Here is a 19,017-nt window from a genome sequence, read left to right on the forward strand (position 1 = left end):
GCCTAACCATACTTAGTTGAGCTCAGCAGCCCGTTCGAACGCGTAAAGCGCCATGCGCCGGTTCGACATGTCGAACTCGCCGAGAAACGCACATCCCGCGGCTTCGCACACCCGTCGCGCAGCCGCGTTGCGGTGGTCGGGATCGAACATCACCCGGCGGCATTGCGGCTCGACCGCGAACAGGTTGGCGATGATCTGGGGAAGCAGGCCGAGCCCCACACCCCGGTTGAGAAGCCCAGTGCTGGCGATCGCGGCATGCAGGCCGAGATCGTACGGGTCCGCGTCATAGCAGGGCGCGATGGAATCCTTTGCTGCCCTGTATAGCTCGAGGTAACCGTCGTCGACACCGTCGAGGCTGACGATCAGCGGGACGGAATACGTGCCGTCGAGTTGCGCCTGCAGATGCCGTCTCCAGCGGTCGACGGGCCAGTCGTATTCCCACGCCTGTGCCAGATGGGGCCGGTTCATCCATTCGGCAACCATCTCGGCATCGGCGGCAGTCGCCACCCGTATCGCGTACGGCGGATCGACGATCGGTACGACCGGAGCCGGGACTCGAGCCACCTCCGGTGGCAGGTCGGCAAGCGCGCGGGCAAGGACAACCTCGTTCATCGCGCGCAGCGTAGCCCAACGACAGGGTTGACGGTGGCCTCCCACATCGCCCTCATCACCATCGCGAATGCGGTTGAATGATCCGGTGGCCGACATCCGCCGCAGCCGAGCAATCGCCGCCGACCCGCAAAAGATCTGGGACGTGCTGGCCGACTTCGGCGCGATCAGTTCGTGGGCCGACGTCATCGACCACTCGTGCCTACTCGATCATGGAGCGGCCGGCGGCACCGTCGGCACGTCGCGCCGCGTGCAACTCGGGCGCACAACGCTCGTCGAACGGATCACCGACTTCGACCCGCCGCACACACTTGCCTACGACGTCGAGGGACTCCCCCCGCTGGTGCGCAGACTTCACAACAGCTGGACACTGCGGCCGATCGCCCGAGGTCTCACCGAGGTGACGCTGACGAGTGCGGTGACCGTGGGATCCAATCCGCTGCAACGGATTGCCGAACGGGTATTCGTTCGCGTTTCCGCCACCCGGCTCGATCGGCTGCTCGCCTGCCTGGCAAGAGAATTGGAGGGCCACTGTGTCTGAAGCGCCTGAACGTCCCGACATCATCATCGTGATGACCGACGAGGAACGCGCGACTCCGCCATACGAGGCCGACGACGTTCTGGACTGGCGGCAGCGAATATTGACCGGCCGGCGGTGGTTCGACGAGCACGGCGTGAGTTTCGGGCGCCACTACACCGGCTCACTGGCCTGTGTGCCGAGCCGCCCGACGATCTTCACCGGGCAGTACCCCGACCTACACGGCGTCACCCAGACCGACGGCATCGGAAAGGTATTCGACGATTCGCGAATGCGGTGGTTGCGCCGCGGCGAAGTGCCCACTCTCGGTAACTGGTTCCGCGCGGCGGGTTATGACACCCACTACGACGGCAAGTGGCACATCTCGCACGCCGACCTGACCGATCCCGAGACCGGTGGCCCGCTGGCGACCAATGACGACGACGGTGTCGTCGACCCCGCTGCGGTACGGCGCTATCTCGACGCCGATCCGCTCGCACCATTCGGGTTCTCCGGCTGGGTCGGTCCAGAACCGCACGGCGCGGGACTGGCCAACAGCGGCGTCCGGCGCGACCCGCTGATCGCCGACCGGGTGGTGACCTGGCTGCAGGATCGCTATGCCCGTCGGCGTGCCGGTGACGCGACCGCACTGCGGCCTTTCCTCCTGGTGGCGAGTTTCGTGAACCCGCACGACATCGTGCTGTTCCCCACCTGGTCGCGACGTAGCCCGTTGGAGCCCTCACCCCTGGATCCACCGCGGATTCCGCCCGCGCCCACTGCGGGAGAAGACCTACGCACCAAGCCCGCCGCGCAGATCGCCTTCCGGGAGGCGTATTACTCCGGGTATGGCCCCGCCGCTGCGATCCAGCGCGTCTATGACTCTGGCGCACAACGCTATCGGGATCTCTACTATCGGTTGCACGCCGAAGTTGACGCACCCATCGATCGTGTCCGCCGGGCGGTGACCGACGGCGGGTCAGAACATGCCGTGTTGGTGCGCACCGCCGACCATGGCGATCTGCTCGGTGCGCACGGTGGACTGCATCAGAAATGGTTCAACCTCTACGACGAGGCAACTCGCGTGCCGTTCGTGATCGCGCGGGTCGGGGCCCGTGCGACCGAGCAGCGACTGGTGACAGCACCAACCTCTCACGTGGATCTCCTGCCGACCCTGCTCGGTGCCGCCGGCATCGACGTAGAGTCCGCTGCTGCAACGCTTTCCGAATCCTTCACCGAAGTGCATCCACTGCCTGGCCGCAACCTCATGCCGATCGTCGACGGAGCGCCTGGCGACGACACGCGCGCGGTGTACATCATGACCCGCGACAACATGCTCGAAGGTGACAGCGGCGCCTCGGGTCTTGGCCGGCGCCTCAAGCAGACGGTGAATCCCCCTGCGCCATTGCGTATTCGGATTCCGGCACATACCGCCGCGAACTTCGAAGGGCTCGTCACCCGGGTCGACGGTCACCTGTGGAAGTTGGTGCGCACGTTCGACGACCCAGGCACTTGGACCGAGCCCGGGGTTCGGCATCTCGCCGCCAACGGGGTGGGGGGCGAAACGTATCGCACCAGTCCGCTCGACGACCAATGGGAGCTCTACGACCTGACCGACGACCCGATCGAGGCGATCAATCGCTGGACCGATCCCGAGCTGCACGAGCTGAAAGCGAATCTGCGAACCCAACTCAAGCAGGTGCGCGCCGACGCGGTTCCCGAGCGCAACAATCCGTGGCCCTATGCCTCACGGCGACCACCGGCACCGCGACGCCGGCGCCTGTTCGGCTAGCGGCCGTTACTCCGGGGCGATCTGGTGGCTGTCGACGAACACCAGGGTGCCGGCATCGGTCAGAACCGCCCAGCGCCGCGCCGCATCCGAGATGTGCACGTCCCCGACATCGACGGCGTGGCCGGCCAGGTCGCCGAAATCCTCGACGACGACGCCCCGTACCTCATCGTCGGTGTCGACATAGACACGGACGCGCTGATCGACGGCGATCTTCTCGTCGCCCTCAGCGCGCTTTCCCGCTGACTTCTTGACCACCCAAATACCTTCCCCGGCACCAAACTGTCTGGTCAGTAGAGCACGTTCAGGCCCGATTCGGGTCCGAAATCCGTGGGATCGGTGGCGTGATCGACCACAATACCTCGCTGACATCGGGTCCGGGGTTGTCCCAGGAATGTGCCGCCTTCGCCGAGAAGGTGTAGCAGTCGCCGGTTTTGAGGACCGATTCTTGACCATCGACCGTCAGGCGCAGGCACCCCCGCAGGACAAAAACGAAGATGGTTTCAGAATCCAGTGTGTACGCCCCGCCCGTCCCGCCGCCGGGGTGCAGCACCGTCCGCATCACCTGCAAGTTGCGTTCGGTTTCCGGCGTCAGCAGATACTCGCGGATTCCGGTGCCGCCCATCTCTACTGGGGCGCCGCCGCCGCGCACGACGGGCGAATCCGGATAGTCGAACAGCGAACCCACTGAGACACTGAGGGTTTCGCATACCCGGAGCAGATTGGGAACCGAGATGGTGGTCTGACCGCGTTCCAGCAGGCTCAAGAAACCTTTGGTCAGACCCGCCGAGGAGGCGACCGCTTCCAACGTCAGCGCACGCTCTTTGCGAATCTCGCGCAGCTTCGGGCCCAGCCGAGTCATCCAGCCGTCGACCCCCGCGAGAACCTCGACGCCGGTGCCCTCCTGCATAGGGACACCTCACTTCGGCGGACGGCCAGCACCCTGCCCTTGTGGCATGGGAGTTTAGCGGTATATAACTTCGTTAAGTTTTACACCACTAAACCCTGAGGACGAAGCATGAGTCTGTACGCGGTGGTCGACCCGAAATCCGGTGATGTCGTGCGGGAGTACCCGACGGCCACCGACGAACAGATGGAAGAAGCGCTGGCTTCGGCCGCCGCGGCCTTCCGGGACTGGTCGAAGACCTCGACCGTGGCCGACCGGGCGAACCTGATCCGCCGGGTGGCCGCGCTGCACACCGAGCGCCGCGAGAAGCTGGCCGAGATCATCAACCGCGAGATGGGCAAGCCGCTGGACCAGGCCCTCGGCGAGGTCGACTTCAGCGCGGCGATCTACGAGTACTACGCCGACAATGCCGAGAAGTTCCTCGCCGACGAGCCGATCGAACTGCTCGACGGCGAGGGCAGCGCGGTGATCAAGCGCGGCCCGGTCGGCGTGCTGCTGGGCATCATGCCGTGGAACTACCCGTACTACCAGGTGGCCCGGTTCGCCGGACCGAACCTGACGCTCGGCAACACGATCGTGCTCAAGCACGCCCCGCAGTGCCCGGAATCCGCCGAAGCGATCCAGCAGATCTTCGACGACGCCGGCTACCCCGCCGGGGCCTACGTCAACGTGTACGCGACCAATGAGCAGATCGCCGATGCCATCGCCGATCCGCGGGTGCAGGGCGTGTCCCTGACCGGTTCCGAGCGTGCCGGTGCCGCGGTCGCCGAGATCGCCGGGCGCAACCTGAAGAAGGTGGTCTTGGAGCTCGGTGGCTCGGATCCGTTCATCCTGCTGTCCAGCGACGACCTGGACGCGACCGTCGAGGCCGCGATGGCGGGCCGTTTCGAGAACACCGGCCAGGCCTGCAACGCGGCCAAGCGGTTCATCGTCTCCGCCGACCTCTACGACGAGTTCCTCGACAAGTTCCCGGCCAAGGTCGTGGAAGCCGCCGACGGCCTGGCGCCACTGTCGTCGCTGGGGGCGGCTCAGCGGCTGGCCGAACAGATCGACCGCGCGGTGGCCGACGGCGCGAACCTGGTATCGGAAGGCGAGCGCAAGGGCGCCTACTTCCCGCCTGGTGTGCTGACCGGGGTCTCCCCCGATTCGGCGACCTATCGCGAGGAACTGTTCGGTCCGGTGGCGATGGTCTTTAAAGTCAACTCCGAGGACGAGGCGGTCGAGCTCGCCAACGACATCCCGTTCGGACTCGGCTCCTATGTCTTCACCACGGATGAAGAGCAGGCCAAGCGGGTAGCCGACAAGATCGACGCCGGAATGGTGTTCGTGAATGTGGTCGGCGCCGACGGTGTCGAGCTGCCGTTCGGCGGAGTGAAGCGCTCCGGTTTCGGACGGGAGTTGGGCCGGTTCGGCATCGACGAGTTCGTCAACAAGAAACTGATCCGGATCGGATAACCCATGAGCACCACCACCGCGCCAGCCAAGAAGGACATCTACACTCCGCTGGAGCTGTTCGGAACCGACCGTCTGCTCGATTCCGACGAACGGGACATCGCCGCCACCGTCCGCAAATTCGTCGACACCCGGCTTCGGCCGAATGTCGAGGACTGGTTCGAATCCGGCACCCTGCCAAAAGAACTCGGCAAAGAGTTCGGCGACATGGGGTTGTTGGGTATGCACCTGCAGGGCTACGGCTGCGCGGGGACCAATGCGGTCAGCTACGGCCTGGCGTGCATGGAGCTCGAGGCCGGCGACAGCGGGTTCCGCAGCTTCGTGTCGGTTCAGGGCTCGCTGTCGATGTTCTCGATCTACCGGTACGGCTCCGAGGAGCAGAAGAACGAGTGGCTGCCCCGGCTGGCCACCGGCGAGGCGATCGGGTGCTTCGGCCTGACCGAGCCGGACTTCGGTTCCAACCCCGCCGGGATGCGCACCCGTGCCAGGCGCGACGGAAGCGATTGGGTGCTCGACGGCACCAAGATGTGGATCACCAACGGCAATCTCGCCGACGTCGCCACGGTGTGGGCGCAGACCGACGACGGGGTTCGAGGGTTCCTGGTACCAACCGACACCCCCGGATTCACCGCCAATGTCATCCACAAGAAGTTGTCACTACGGGCCTCGGTGACGTCGGAGCTGGTGCTGGACAACGTACGGCTGCCTGCCTCGGCCCAGCTGCCGGAGGCCACCGGCCTGGGTGCGCCGCTGTCCTGCCTCAACGAGGCCCGGTTCGGGATCGTGTTCGGCGCGCTGGGAGCGGCCCGCGACAGTCTGGAGACCGCAATCGCCTATGCGAGTGAGCGTGAGGTCTTCGACCGGCCGCTGTCGAGTTTTCAGCTCTCGCAGGAGAAGTTGGCCAACATGACCCTCGAGCTGGGCAAGGGCATGTTGCTGGCCGTTCACCTCGGCCGGATCAAAGACGCCGAAGGCGCACGCCCCGAGCAGATCAGCCTCGGCAAGCTCAACAACGTCCGGGAGGCGCTCGCCATCGCACGGGAATGCCGAACCCTGCTGGGCGGCAGCGGAATCACGCTGGAGTATTCGCCACTGCGACACGCGAACAATCTCGAGTCCGTGCTGACTTATGAAGGCACCTCGGAGATGCACCTGCTGTCGATCGGACGTGCGCTGACCGGCCAGGCTGCGTTCCGCTGAGGTGACCGACGCGACCGAACTGCGGCACCTGATCGCCGGAGAATGGCAGCCCGGCCACGGTGACTCCATCAGCAGTGTCAATCCGACGCATCCGAGTGTGGTTATCGCCGAAGGCAATTGCGCAACGGCGGCCGACGTCGACAGTGCCGTCGGCGCGGCAGGTGAGGCGCTGACGGGCTGGGCCCGCACACCCATTCATGAGCGCGGCGCCGTCCTGCTGGCGGCGGCCGCCGTCGTCGAACGCAACGCCGAGGCATGGGGTCTCGAACTTGCGACCGAGGAGGGCAAGACCAAGGCCGAGGGTATCGGCGAAGTTCGCCGGGCGGCCCAGATCCTGCGCTACTACGGCAATGAAGGCGATCGCCAGGCCGGCGAGATCTTCGCTTCGCCGCGAGCGGGTGAGCAGATTCTGGTGACCCGCAAGCCGGTCGGCGTCGTCGCCGTCATCACCCCGTTCAACTTCCCCATCGCGATCCCGGCCTGGAAGATCGCTCCGGCCCTGGTCTACGGCAACACCGTGGTGTGGAAGCCGGCGACCACCGTTCCGCTGCTGGCGATCCGGCTCGCCGAGGCGCTGACGACGGCGGGCCTTCCGCCAGGTGTGCTCAATCTGGTGATCGGTGAGTCGCCGATCGGTGAGGCGCTGGTCGAACACCCCGACCTCGCCGCGATCAGCTTCACCGGCTCCACTACGGTGGGCCGTCGCATCGCCGCCTCGGCCGCGGCCCGCGGTGTGCCGGTCCAGGCCGAGATGGGCGGAAAGAACGCGGCCGTGGTGCTCGACGACGCGGATATCGAACTCGCTCTGGATCAGGTGATGCTGGGAGCGTTCCGCTCCAGCGGCCAAAAGTGCACGGCCACATCACGATTGATTGTCACCGAGGCTATTGCCGATCGGTTTCTCAGTGAGCTAGCGACGCGGGTCGATGCGCTGGTGGTCGGCGATCCGACCGACGAGGCGACGCAGATGGGTCCGGTGATCACCGGAGCCGCGCAGCGAAGCATCTACGGCGGCCTCGGTACCGCGATGGGGCAGGACGCCGAGGTGCTGGCCGGCGGCGAGCCCTACTTCAAAGGCCTGCTGGCGGAGGGCTTTTTCGTCGCGCCCACACTGGTCGAGCTGGCGGCACCGGCCGACATCTGGTCCGACGAGTTGTTCGGCCCGGTACTGGCGGCGCGGCGTGCCGCGGATGCCGACGAGGCGTTCGCACTGGCCAACGACAGCGACTTCGGGCTTTCTGCAGCGATTTTCACCCAAGACCTGACCCGGGCACTCCACGCTGTCGAGGACATCGACGTCGGGGTGCTGCACATCAACTCGGAATCCGCGGGCGCAGATCCGCATGTGCCGTTCGGTGGGGCGAAGAAGAGCGGCCTCGGCCCGAAAGAACAGGGCACCGCGGCGCGCGAGTTCTTCACCCACACCACCACGGTGTATCTGCGTGGAGGCAACGCGAATTGAGTGAGTACTGAGGACGGCAATTCAGCCGATACATGGCACCTCAGTACTCACTCAACGGCTAGCTCGTCTCGGCGGCACGCGCCTGCTGGCGCTTCTCCTTCTCGACGTCGGCCAGTGCATCGAGGCGGTCGGCATCCTTGCGAATGCCAGCGGCCTCACCGCGCTTGTCGGCGGCGTCGTCCAATTTCGCCTGAGCGGCCTTGGTCACGGTCTTCTCCGCCGCGCTGATGTTCGCCTGCTCGGTCTTCTTCGCATTCTCGACCGCGGCGGTGCGCTGCGATGCGGCCTTGTCCACCCGGTCCTTGACGGCGGTGACGCGGTCGGCGGCATTCTTGGCGGCCTCACGCTTGCGTGTCTCGGCCTGCTGCCGAGTCTCCTGCACCGTCTTTTGCTTTGTGGCTTGGGCGTTTTGGCGTTGCTCGGTGGCCTCTTCCCGGCGGGCCTTGAACTCCTGGCCGGCCTCGCGCACCTCAGCGCCCGCCTCGGCGTCCAACTCGGCGGCAAGGCGAAGCGCCTCGCTGCGATCGGCCAGGGCGGCGCCGCGCTCGGCGAGGTCGGGTGCGTTCAGCAGGTTTCCGACGGTCACATCCAGCGCGCCGAACGACCGTTCATAGATCAACCTCGTCGGTGACTCGCTGTCGAGACGGGCGACCACCTGATCCTCGACGATCTGCAGGGGTACCCGGGCGGCCCGATACTGCAGTCGCAGGATCGCAAAGGGCACATCGGAAAGCTTCATTGAATTCCTCTTCGTTCCGATAGTCGTTGTCACTGCGGCAAATCAGCGTCTTTGGTCAGCTGGTCGGCTTCGCTTCTGAGCCGATCAGCCTCTGCCCTGGCGGCGGCGGCGTCGCGAACCGCGTCCTGGTGATCCTCGACGGCAGCCTCGACCTTCTCGCCGGCCTGCTCGGACTCCAACCGCGCTCGTGCTTCGGCGCTGGTGGCTTGACGTTGGGCGTCCTGCTCGGCTTGGGCCGACGCGGCGGCGGCCAGCTGGCTGGCGTCCTGCTCAGCACCGCGTTTCTGCGCGGCCGCGTCGTTGCCGATGGCCTGCTCGGCGGTGGCGGCCTGCGCGGTCACCTCGGCTCGGGCTTGCGCGGCCTCGGCTGTGGCCTCGGATTTCTGCTCCCTGGCTTCGGCCGCCTCGGCGTCGGCGATGGCCTTCTCGGCGTTGGCCTCTTTGCGGTGCTTGGCACCGACCTGCTCGAGCTGACCTTCTGCCGTCAATGAGTCATTGCCGGTGACGGCGCCGACCACTTCTTTGGCTTTGCCTTTGATCGAGTCGATCAGACCCTCACGGGCCTGCTCCGCTTTGTTGTTCATCCGGTCCCCTCGTAGGCGTGCGTGCACCTACTACGTTCCACGGACAGCGCGGATGAAACCCCGACCGGGCGACGGCCCCGGTGAGATGGGTTACGGCTCGACGGTGACCTTGATGGCCTCGCCGCTTTTGACGATGGCGAACGCGTCGAGCACGTTGTCGAGGGAAATATGGCGGGTGATCAGGTCTTTGACGGGGACCTGCCCGGTGGAGATGTATTCCAGCGCACGCTTGTTGTGCTCGGGCGCCGAGCCGTTGGCGCCGTGGATGTGCAGCTGGCGGTAGTGCACGACGTTGGAGTCGCAGGTGATCGTCGGATTGGTCTTGGGCAGGCCGCCGAAGAACGAGATGCGCCCGTTGCGCGCGGCCATCGCAATCGCCTGCTCCTGGGTGATGTTGGCAGCCGTCGCGGTGATGATCACGTCGGCGCCCCGTCCGTCGGTCAGCTCCATGACCTTCGCGACGACGTCGACATCGGCGGCGTTGATGACCCCGTCAGGATGGACGGCATCAGCCGACATGGCCAGGCGGCTGTCGTTGACGTCGACGAGGTAGACAGGTCCGCACTTGTGCACGCCGCGGGCGATCCGGATGTGCATGCAGCCGATCGGGCCCGCGCCGAAGACGACGACGGTGTCGCCCTCCTCGATGCCCAGCAGTTCTTGGGCGTTGATGGCGCACGCGAAGGGCTCGGCGGCAGATGCCTCGTCAAAGCCCACGTTGTCGGGAATCCGGTTCAGTCCGTCGACCGCGAGGACCTGCTTGGGCACGATCATGTATTCGGCGAAACCGCCGTCGTACTGGTAGCCGACCGACGTCTGGTTCTGGCACACCGCCATCCAGCCCTTGCGACATTCGTGGCAATGCCCGCACGGCACCGCGGCGATGACCTGCACCCGGTCGCCGATCTGCCAGTCGCTGCCGTAGGTCTGGTTGACCTCGGCTCCGACCTCGACGACCTCACCGGCGATCTCGTGGCCGATCGTCCGCGGCGGGGTCAGGTTCTGGTGGCCGTTGTAGAAGATCTTGACGTCAGTGCCGCACGTCGAGCAGTTGCGCACCCGGATCTTGACCTCATCGGGCCCGCAGGTGGGCTCCGGGACGTCCTCGAGCCGGACATCCTCGGGTGCGTAGAAGCGCAAGGCTTTCATGGCGATGGTCCTTCCTACGGGTGAGCTGACCCACACTCTAGCGGCATTCCGGGCATAAAACCACAGTCATTACTGCCCGTTTATGACCGAATGCTTGCACTCATGCCCATATGTGGGTTTTACTGGTCACCAGATGTGATCGGCATCACCAGAAAGAATCGGAGGCACCGAGTTGTCCACCACCGAGACAAAACCGCGGACCGGGGCACGGGTTCATGTTCAGAAGCTCGGCACGTCGCTGTCGAACATGGTCATGCCCAATATCGGCGCCTTCATCGCCTGGGGCCTGATCACCGCACTGTTCATCAAGGCCGGGTGGCTCACCGGGATCTTCCCGGGCCTGCGCGACCCAGCCGGTTGGGTGGCCAAGATCGGCGGCTGGGGCGACTTCGCCGACGGCGGCATCGTCGCGCCGATGATCACCTACCTGCTGCCGATCCTGATCGGCGCCACCGGCGGGCGGATGGTGTACGGAATCCGCGGTGGCGTGGTCGGCGCGATCGCGACCATGGGCGTGATCGCCGGCACCGACATCCCGATGTTCCTCGGCGCGATGATGATGGGGCCGCTCGGCGGTTGGGTGATGAAGAAGGTCGACGCCATCTGGGACGGCAAAGTCCGTCCCGGCTTCGAGATGCTCATCGACAACTTCTCGGCAGGCATCGTCGGGCTGATCCTGGCCACCTTCGGGTTCTTCGGCATCGGTCCGATCGTGTCGGGCTTCAGCCACGGCGCAGGCCGGGTGGTGGATTTCCTGGTCGCCCACGACCTGCTGCCGCTGACGTCGATCTTCATCGAGCCGGCCAAGGTGCTGTTCCTCAACAACGCGATCAATCACGGGGTGCTGACACCGCTGGGTACCACCCAGGCGCTGCAAACCGGTAAGTCCGTGCTGTTCCTCCTGGAGGCCAATCCCGGACCGGGGCTGGGAATTCTGCTGGCGTTCATGGCATTCGGTCGAGGAGCCGCCAAGGCGTCGGCGCCGGGCGCGGCGATCATCCAGTTCTTCGGCGGCATCCACGAGATTTATTTCCCGTACGTGCTGATGAAGCCGAAGCTGATCGCGGCCACCATCTTGGGCGGCATGACCGGGATCTTCATCAACGTTCTCTTCGGATCCGGCCTGCGGGCACCCGCAGCACCCGGTTCGATCATCGCCGTCTACGCCCAGACCGCCTCGGGCAGCTTCCTCGGTGTCACGCTGTCGGTATTGGGCGCCGCCGCAGTCTCATTCGCGGTGGCCGCACTTCTGCTGAAGACCGACCGTTCCGACGACGACGGAGACCTGGCCGCCGCGACCGCGGGCATGGAGGCCCTGAAAGGCAAGAAGTCCAGCGTGTCCTCGGCGCTGGTGGGATCCGCCGGCCGCGGCCCGATCACCAACATCGTGTTCGCGTGCGATGCCGGCATGGGATCATCCGCCATGGGAGCCTCGGTGCTGCGCAAGAAGATTCAGAGCGCCGGTTTCACCGACGTAAAGGTCACCAATCAGGCGATCTCGAATCTCACCGACGACTACGGACTGGTGGTGACGCATCAGGATCTCTCCGATCGCGCCCGGCAGAAGACCCCGTCGGCCACCCATGTCTCGGTCGACAACTTCATGAACGCCCCGCAGTACGACGAGATCGTGGAATTGCTCGGCTCGGCCAACGGCGCAGCCGCCGGTGCAGCGGGCGTGGCGGAACCGGCTGCCGAGACACCCGGCGAGGACGTGCTGGCCGTCGAGTCGATCGTGCTGACCGGCACGGCCACCACGCGGGACGGGGCGATCAGCGAGGCAGGCCGATTGCTGGTGGCCTGCGGCGCGGTTGAGCCGTCCTATGTCCACGCGATGCACGAGCGGGAGGGGTCGGTGTCGACCTATATGGGCAACGGCCTGGCGATCCCGCACGGCACCAACGAGGCCAAGGATGCCATCCGGCGCACCGGGATCTCGTTCGTGCGCTACGCCCAACCGATCGATTGGAACGGCAAGCCTGCCGAGTTCGTCGTCGGCATCGCGGGCGCAGGCAAGGACCACATGGCGTTGCTGACCAAGATCGCCGGGGTGTTCCTCAACAACGACGAGGTGGCCCGGCTCCGGGCCGCTACGAGCGCCGACGAGGTCCGGGCGGTGCTCGGCGGCGACGGCGGGTGAGAATACCGAGGTGGATTCGGATACCCGCCAGGGCCGCATAGTCGAGTTCGCCCGCACCAGGGGGCGAGTCGAGGTGGCGGCGCTGGCCGAGGAACTCGACGTCGCTGCCGAGACGATTCGCCGCGACCTGAAGGTGCTGGCGGGCCGACGGATCCTCAAACGCGTGCATGGCGGCGCCATACCGCTGGAGACCGCGGCGTTCGAATCGACAGTCGAATACCGCAGCCAGGTCGACCTCGCCGAAAAGCACCGGATCGCCGGGGCGTCCGCCGAGTTGTTGCACGGAGCCGAAACGGTTTATCTTGATGAAGGTTTCACGCCCCGGCTGATCGCCGAGAGGCTTGCCGATCAGGAGCTGACGGTGGTGACCTCGTCACTGCTGGCCGCGGAGGCGCTGGCACACAGTGAGTCGGTGACGGTACTGCTGCTCGGCGGCCGGATGCGCGGCCGCACGCTGGCGACGGTGGATCATTGGGCTACCGACATGCTCGGCAGCCTGGTGATCGACGTCGCTTACCTTGGTACGAACGGCATTTCGCCCGAGCATGGCCTCACCACACCCGATCCGGCCGTCGCCGCGGTCAAGCACATGGCAGTCAAAGTCGCCCGTCGCCGGGTTCTGGTGGCCGCGCACACGAAGTTCGGCGTCAGCAGCTTCTGCCGGTTCGCCGACGTGGCCGATTTCGACTCGATCGTGACCGGCACGGAGCTACCAGCCGCCGACGCCCGACGGTATGAGGCGATGGGGCCCGTCGTCGTGCGAACCTGATCCGCCCGGGGAGGCTATGCCTCACCGCCGAGTTCATTCTGGCTTCGCTCGGCATCGGCCTGGTCCTGTGTCATCTCGGATTGGTCCAGCCATCTCTGCACGTCACCGCCAAGGCGGTCTTCGGAGAGCTTCGCAAAGTCCAGAGCGAGCACCGCCATGGCCGCCAGCACCTGCATGGCCCGTCCGCTTCGGTGAATTTCGGTCATCAGCTCGCCCAATGAGTGGTTGTCGTCGTCGCACAACGCGGACAGGTACCGCCGCGCGTCGGCGAACTCCCGGTCGACATGCCCAACCCGTCTACGGAAATCCTCTACCGAAGGCAGTCCGTCGGACGGTTCGATGCTCATGCGCGTGCCTTCCGGTGGTAAGTCAGCAGGCGATCCCCCGGTCACCACGCGCTGCTACTGGCGAAACCCTAGCCGTTGATCGGCACCCGCCTGGGCCGTTCAACTAGGACGGCACCGCCCTGACCGCGCCGCATTCGACGGCGGAGCCCAGGTTACGGTACCGTAGGTTACCAGTGGGTAACTTAGGAGGTTTCCATGACTGAGCTCAAGTACGTGCGGCTGCACGGCGAACTCGTCGCCTACCGGGACAGCGGGCATGGCCCCACCCTGGTGATGCTGCATGGGATCGGCAGTAGTTCACGCACGTGGCGCGCGGTCGCCCCCCAGCTGTCCGAACATTTCCGGGTGGTGGCACCCGACTTGCTCGGTCACGGCCAGTCGGCGAAGCCGCGGACCGACTACTCGCTGGGCGCCTTCGCGGTGTGGTTGCGAAACTTCCTCGACGCGTTGGACATTCCTCGGGCGACGATAGTAGGGCACTCCCTCGGCGGGGGCATCGGCATGCAGTTCGTCCACCAGCATCCCGAGTACTGTGAGCGGCTCGCGCTGATCGCCAGTGGCGGACTGGGCGCCGAGGTGGGCCTGAGTCTGCGGCTGCTCGCCTCACCGGCCGCTGAACTCATCGCGCCGTTGATCGCTCCGAAATCAGTTGTCGCCATGGGCAATCGGCTGCTGACCCGATTGGAGTCCGTCCGGCCGCCTCAGATGGCCACGACCGAGACGTGGGAGACCTATGCCTCGTTGTCGGACCGCGCCACCCGCCAAGCATTCCTGCGCACCCTGCGCTCGGTCGTCGACTACCGCGGGCAGGCGGTCAGTGCCCGTTCACGGCTGGACGTCACCCACGGACTGCCCGTTTCACTGGTGTGGGGCGAGCAGGATCCGATCATCCCTGTCGCCCATGGTCAGGCCGCGCACGACGCGCTGCCCGGCAGCCGATTGCTGGTTCTTCCCGGCGTCGGGCACACACCGCAATTGGAAGCGCCTGCGGCCGTTGCGGACTCGCTCGAGTCCTTCGTCAACTCGACGACGCCCTGGACGCCGATGGCGACGGCGTAGCGCACTAGTCGCACGGGCCGCGCCGGGTGAGCCGGTGATACAGCGCTGCGGCCTCAGTTCTGTTGGCGGCACCCAACTTCCGCAGAATTCGCTTCACGTGTACCTTCACCGTGTTCTCGGTCAGGAACAGGGCGGTCGCTATCTGAGCGTTTGTCTTGCCAAGGGCGATGCTGCGCAACACATCCCACTCGCGCGGCGACAGCCGTTCGGTGGCCCGCTCGGCGCGTGGCAACGGCGACACCGCGGCCAGCCGCGGCGGGGGTTGAGTGGCCGATGGGCCGCCGCCCGGAGCGTCGTCGCAGGCCCTATCTCCCAGGGATGCCGATGCCTGGTTGATCACTCTCAACCGGTCGGCGAGTTGGGCCCGCTCGATGGCAAGACCCAGACCGCCGGCGTAGAGGCCGAGTAGGTCGCGGTCGAGCTCGTGGACACTGCGGTCGGGGTAGCGGTCAGCGTGGACCATTGCCACCGGAGCGCCCCACGCCTGGACGGGTGCCGCCACGTAGTCGGTTGCCCGGGTGAACTTCACGATCTTGCGGAACACCCGGGGATGGGATTGCGCATCACACACCAGGATCGGGGCGCCACTGAGTAGCATCTCGGATTCCAGCAGTTGCCCGGCCAGCCGCTGAGAGTGTGCCGTTCCGAAGGCCAGGAGCTGCTCGGCGAAATCGGCATCATGTTCGTTGTAGGCCGTGTGCGTCACCCAGATTCCGTGGTCGATCCGGGAGAGCAGAACGCGGGTGAACCCGATTCGAGCCGCCGCCTCGGCCGCAAGCCCCAGTAATTCGTTCATCGACGACGCGCGGACCAATTGACTGACGGCATCCTGCACGCCGGCGACGAGACCGTCGGAGCCGGGCTCGTGCACGGCGCTGCGGGCCCGGGCGGGGCCGCCCACCACCGCAGACAGACGCCCCAGCGAAGTCTCGCCAGATGTCTTCACCGCGGTGTCGAGACGACCCATCACCTCCGCGAGCGTACGCGGGATGATGATTTATGTCTATAACCAATAACAGTTATGGCGATGATTTGTCCGCCCAATCTGCCACGCAATAGGCATATTTCTTACGCCAATGTACTTGTTTGTTACGTTCTGCTACCGGGACGGACGCCATCTGGGAGGATGTTCGAATCCGGCAGGCAGGAAGGGACACTCCAGCGATGCAGCCAACCGTCCCGGCCGTCAGACGCAGGCCGAAGGACCGCAAGAAGCAGATCCTCGATCAGGCCGCCCGGCTGTTCATCGACCGCGGGTTTCATTTGGTGAAGCTGGAGGAGATTGCGGAGGCCGCCGGCGTAACGGCTCGCGCCCTGTACCGCCACTACGACAACAAGCAGGCATTGCTCACTGCGGTGATCCTCAACGCGCAGGACGAATACCAGAGCTTCCGCAATCCTGAGGGACGCACACCCGAGGCAACCGCCCGCCCGCTCCATGACGAGTTGCCCGATCTGATCGCTGCGGCCGTCGAGACCCGGGCGCTGACCGTGTTGTGGCAACGCGAGGCGCGGTATCTCACCGACGACGACCGCGCCGAGGTCCGGCGACGGATCAACGCCATCGTGGCGGGCATGCAGGCCGGCGTGCGTCTGGAGATGCCCGACCTGAGCCCCCCGCATGCCGAGTTACGGGCGTGGGCGGTGTCCAGCACCCTGACAAGCCTTGGGCGACACAGCCTCAGCCTGCCCGGTACCGAACTGAGGGGGCTGCTGTACCGGGCGTGTATGGCAGCCGCGTGTGCCGCACCGGTCGGGGCGCTCGAACCGATCGACGGACCGGCAGGCCGGGAGTCAGTGGCGTTCTCGCGGTATGAGACGCTGCTGGCCGCAGGTGCACAGTTGTTCCGTGCCCGTGGATATCCCGCCGTGAGCACCGCCGACATCGGCAAGACGGTCGGGATCGCCGGGCCCGGGCTGTACCGTTCCTTCTCCTCCAAGCAGGCCATCCTCGACACCCTGGTCCGCCGGCTCGACGAATGGTCAGCCTTGGAGTGCATCCGGGCACTGCGCACCGATAGTCCTGCGGCGCAACGGCTTGGCGAGCTGGTGGCCGGGCGGGTACGGATCAGCTTGGATGACCCCGACCTGGTGTCGGTATCGATCACCGAACTCTCCTCGGCGTCCGACGAGGTTCGCGACAGCGTCGTCAGGAACCAGGCCGACCGCGACGGTCTGTGGATCGACCTCATTCGCACGCTGGTCCCGCAGACCACCGTCGCGCAGGCCCGCCTACTGGTCTCGGCCGCGGTCAGCTTCATCGACGATGTCTCGCGGACATGGCATCTCACCCGCAGGACCGACGTCGCGCAGGAGATGACCGCGATCGCGCTGGCAATCTTGACCAGCCAGGCCGACGCACCCGAGTAATCCGGCGAGAAGACCGATCACCACAGTGCCGCAAGGGTTCCGCCGTCAGCGACCTGCGCCGTCCCGTTGATCATCGACGCGTCGTCGGAGAGCAGGAAGGCGACGATGCCGGCCATCTCCTCCGGTCCCGCCATCCGGCCTTGCAGACGACCGATCATCGTGTCCGCTCCGCCCGCTCCGAGCGCCTCGTCGAACATCGTCATCGCGGTCTGCTGCATCGGGGTGTCGACGAACGCCGGCAGCAACGCATTGGATCGCACGTTGGCCGTGCGGAGTTCGGCGGCGGTGATCCGGCTGAGGTGGATGATTCCCGCCTTGGACATCCCGTAGGCCGCGGTGCCCGCGGCCGCGACCTGACCGCCCAGTGAGGACATGTTGACGATGGCGCCGCCGCCACGCTCGACCATGCGAGGTGCGGCGTGCTTGGTGCACAGCCAGGCGCCGCGCAGGTTGACTGCGATCACCCGGTCGAAGTCAGCGACCTCGGTGTCCAGCAGCGGGGCGAAATGCACCACACCGGCGTTCGCGACGAGCTTGTCGACGCCACCGAACTCCGCGACGCACGCCTCGACCATCCCCGCCACCTGCTCCTCGTCGCTCACGTCGACCTGATGACCGACTGCACCGCCGCCGATCCCGTCCGCCGCGGACTTCGCGGTGTCGGCGTTGATGTCCGCACACAAGACATGGCACCCTTCGGCGGCCAGCCGTGTGGCGATGGCCAAGCCGATGCCGGCACCCGCACCGGTCACAATCGCGGACTTGCCTGCCAGGTCGGGATGCGTCATCACTTCTCCTGTGCGAACCCGTTGCGTGCGAACATGTGTCAGCCTGCCACCGGCCACACCGTCGTGGGCGATTCCACGTGCAGTCCGTGTTCCCGGATCGCGCCGAACATGAGCAGCCCCAGCTCCGGTGCGTCGTCGGACAACCGGACGGTGTACACACCGAGGTCGCGCAGAATCCATGCGACGGTCTCGGACAACAGATCCGGTGTGGTCGTGCGGGACAGCAGGCCGCAGGCGCGGGCGGTCGGGGGCCGCAGATAGATGATCATGCCGGTGCCCCGGACCCTCATCGCGGTGACCGCATGGGCCAATTCCGCACCGCAACCGCAAGCCAGCGAACCGAACACGTCACCCCCTAGGCATTCGAGGTGGATGTGCACCGGCATCGGCGCGTCCGCGCCGGCATTGCCGGCGATCACCGCAAGATGCTCGGATCCTTCTCGGGGGTCGCGGTAGCCGACCACCGTGACAGCGCCCGACTCGGTCGGCAGGGTGGTCTCCGCCGAACGCACGACCTGCGGCTCGGTGCGACGCCGGTGCATCGCCAGCTCCGCCACCGAGATCAGGGCCAGGCCATGCCGGGCCGCGAACGACACCAGTTCGGGACGGCCCGCCATGTCCGCCGGATTCCGCTGCGACACAATCTCACACAGCACTCCCGCGGGCCGTCGCATCCCGAGCCGGGCCAAGTCGACTGCCGCCTCGGCGGCACCCGCGGACCGGCCGAGAACGCCGTGCTCGCCTGCTTGCACCGGGATCACATGCCCGGGCCTGCGGAAGTCGGCGACCGTGGCGTCGGCGTCGGCGAGCGCGGCGATGGTGCGGGCCCGATCGATCGCCGAGATGCCGGTGCCGGTTTCGCGAAAGTCCACCGTCACCCGCTGAGCGGCGACACCCATTGACTCGCCATCTCGATGGCACACCGGCGGCAGGTTGAGTCGCTCACAGTCCGCACCGGGCAGGGCGATCCGGACGTAACCGGAGGTGTGCCGGACCGTGAACGTGAGCAGTTGTGCCGTCGCGGCATCCGCGGCGAACACCAGATAACCCTGGTCCTCCGAGTCGTCGACCACGACGGCGGGACGACCGGTGGCCACGGCGGCGATGGCGCGCCGCACCCGTCCGTATGCGGTCTTCAT

At 66.2% G+C, this 19,017-nt stretch carries 19 protein-coding genes; 9 read left to right on the top strand and 10 right to left on the bottom strand.

Going from position 1 to position 19,017, the window contains the following annotated elements; all coding sequences use genetic code 11:
- Positions 1-12 precede the first annotated feature (12 nt).
- A complete protein-coding gene (locus BST42_RS04455) occupies positions 13-612 on the bottom strand; it encodes a GNAT family N-acetyltransferase (protein ID WP_083117370.1) in 600 nt (199 codons plus the stop codon).
- A gap of 67 nt (positions 613-679) precedes the next feature.
- Here BST42_RS04455 and BST42_RS04460 point away from each other — a divergent pair, with 67 nt between their 5' ends.
- A complete protein-coding gene (locus tag BST42_RS04460; RefSeq protein WP_083117371.1) occupies positions 680-1,150 on the top strand; it encodes an SRPBCC family protein in 471 nt (156 codons plus the stop codon).
- Between the two features lie 31 nt (positions 1,151-1,181).
- On the top strand, positions 1,182-2,915 hold the full coding sequence (locus BST42_RS04465; protein WP_237159278.1) for a sulfatase-like hydrolase/transferase: 1,734 nt from the start codon (positions 1,182-1,184) through the stop codon (positions 2,913-2,915).
- A 6-nt stretch (positions 2,916-2,921) separates the two neighbouring features.
- Here BST42_RS04465 and BST42_RS04470 read toward each other — a convergent pair whose 3' ends face one another.
- Positions 2,922-3,170 carry a hypothetical protein gene (locus BST42_RS04470; RefSeq protein ID WP_083117373.1) on the bottom strand — a complete coding sequence of 83 codons (249 nt, stop codon included), beginning with the start codon at positions 3,168-3,170 and terminating at the stop codon, positions 2,922-2,924.
- A gap of 46 nt (positions 3,171-3,216) precedes the next feature.
- Positions 3,217-3,822 carry a helix-turn-helix domain-containing protein gene (locus BST42_RS04475; protein WP_083117374.1) on the bottom strand — a complete coding sequence of 202 codons (606 nt, stop codon included), beginning with the start codon at positions 3,820-3,822 and terminating at the stop codon, positions 3,217-3,219.
- 108 nt (positions 3,823-3,930) lie between these two features.
- On the opposite strand from BST42_RS04475, the gene BST42_RS04480 reads away from it, so the two are divergent.
- From BST42_RS04480 to BST42_RS04490, 3 genes are read left to right on the top strand one after another with little or no spacing between them, the layout of a single operon-like run.
- Entirely contained in the window at positions 3,931-5,274 is a 1,344-nt protein-coding gene (locus tag BST42_RS04480; RefSeq protein WP_083117375.1) for an NAD-dependent succinate-semialdehyde dehydrogenase, read from the top strand.
- Positions 5,275-5,277: 3 nt separating this feature from the next.
- Positions 5,278-6,471: an acyl-CoA dehydrogenase family protein gene (locus BST42_RS04485; protein ID WP_083117376.1), complete on the top strand. Its 1,194-nt coding sequence runs from the start codon at positions 5,278-5,280 to the stop codon at positions 6,469-6,471.
- Between the two features lies 1 nt (position 6,472).
- Positions 6,473-7,933, top strand: a complete 1,461-nt coding sequence (locus tag BST42_RS04490) for an aldehyde dehydrogenase family protein (protein WP_083117377.1) — start codon at positions 6,473-6,475, stop codon at positions 7,931-7,933.
- Between the two features lie 58 nt (positions 7,934-7,991).
- On the opposite strand, the gene BST42_RS04495 is transcribed toward BST42_RS04490, so the two are convergent.
- The 3 genes from BST42_RS04495 to BST42_RS04505 form a co-directional block, all read right to left on the bottom strand.
- The gene (locus tag BST42_RS04495; protein ID WP_083117378.1) at positions 7,992-8,672 is read right to left on the bottom strand and encodes an IF2 family translation initiation factor; all 681 of its coding nucleotides are present in this window, start codon (positions 8,670-8,672) and stop codon (positions 7,992-7,994) included.
- 29 nt (positions 8,673-8,701) lie between these two features.
- Positions 8,702-9,256, bottom strand: coding sequence for a CsbD family protein (locus BST42_RS04500; RefSeq protein ID WP_083117379.1), 555 nt, complete (start codon positions 9,254-9,256; stop codon positions 8,702-8,704).
- 90 nt (positions 9,257-9,346) lie between these two features.
- Positions 9,347-10,405 carry a zinc-dependent dehydrogenase gene (locus BST42_RS04505; protein ID WP_083117380.1) on the bottom strand — a complete coding sequence of 353 codons (1,059 nt, stop codon included), beginning with the start codon at positions 10,403-10,405 and terminating at the stop codon, positions 9,347-9,349.
- Positions 10,406-10,577: 172 nt separating this feature from the next.
- On the opposite strand from BST42_RS04505, the gene BST42_RS04510 reads away from it, so the two are divergent.
- Positions 10,578-12,545 carry a PTS mannitol transporter subunit IICBA gene (locus BST42_RS04510; RefSeq protein ID WP_110918470.1) on the top strand — a complete coding sequence of 656 codons (1,968 nt, stop codon included), beginning with the start codon at positions 10,578-10,580 and terminating at the stop codon, positions 12,543-12,545.
- A 10-nt stretch (positions 12,546-12,555) separates the two neighbouring features.
- Complete coding sequence (locus tag BST42_RS04515; RefSeq protein ID WP_083117382.1) at positions 12,556-13,314, top strand: DeoR/GlpR family DNA-binding transcription regulator; 759 nt, start codon at positions 12,556-12,558, stop codon at positions 13,312-13,314.
- Positions 13,315-13,328: 14 nt separating this feature from the next.
- On the opposite strand, the gene BST42_RS04520 is transcribed toward BST42_RS04515, so the two are convergent.
- Positions 13,329-13,661 carry a hypothetical protein gene (locus BST42_RS04520; RefSeq protein WP_083117383.1) on the bottom strand — a complete coding sequence of 111 codons (333 nt, stop codon included), beginning with the start codon at positions 13,659-13,661 and terminating at the stop codon, positions 13,329-13,331.
- A 195-nt stretch (positions 13,662-13,856) separates the two neighbouring features.
- Between BST42_RS04520 and BST42_RS04525 the strand changes: the two genes are divergently transcribed.
- Positions 13,857-14,720, top strand: coding sequence for an alpha/beta fold hydrolase (locus BST42_RS04525; RefSeq protein WP_083117384.1), 864 nt, complete (start codon positions 13,857-13,859; stop codon positions 14,718-14,720).
- 4 nt (positions 14,721-14,724) lie between these two features.
- On the opposite strand, the gene BST42_RS04530 is transcribed toward BST42_RS04525, so the two are convergent.
- On the bottom strand, positions 14,725-15,687 hold the full coding sequence (locus BST42_RS04530; RefSeq protein WP_083117385.1) for a helix-turn-helix transcriptional regulator: 963 nt from the start codon (positions 15,685-15,687) through the stop codon (positions 14,725-14,727).
- A gap of 197 nt (positions 15,688-15,884) precedes the next feature.
- On the opposite strand from BST42_RS04530, the gene BST42_RS04535 reads away from it, so the two are divergent.
- The gene (locus BST42_RS04535) at positions 15,885-17,090 is read left to right on the top strand and encodes a TetR/AcrR family transcriptional regulator (RefSeq protein WP_083117386.1); all 1,206 of its coding nucleotides are present in this window, start codon (positions 15,885-15,887) and stop codon (positions 17,088-17,090) included.
- 17 nt (positions 17,091-17,107) lie between these two features.
- On the opposite strand, the gene BST42_RS04540 is transcribed toward BST42_RS04535, so the two are convergent.
- A complete protein-coding gene (locus BST42_RS04540) occupies positions 17,108-17,878 on the bottom strand; it encodes an SDR family oxidoreductase (protein WP_083117387.1) in 771 nt (256 codons plus the stop codon).
- 38 nt (positions 17,879-17,916) lie between these two features.
- Entirely contained in the window at positions 17,917-19,017 is a 1,101-nt protein-coding gene (locus BST42_RS04545) for a 3,4-dihydroxy-2-butanone-4-phosphate synthase (protein ID WP_083117388.1), read from the bottom strand.

Source organism: Mycolicibacterium rhodesiae (genome assembly GCF_002086695.1).
Taxonomy (GTDB): Bacteria; Actinomycetota; Actinomycetes; order Mycobacteriales; family Mycobacteriaceae; genus Mycobacterium; species Mycobacterium rhodesiae.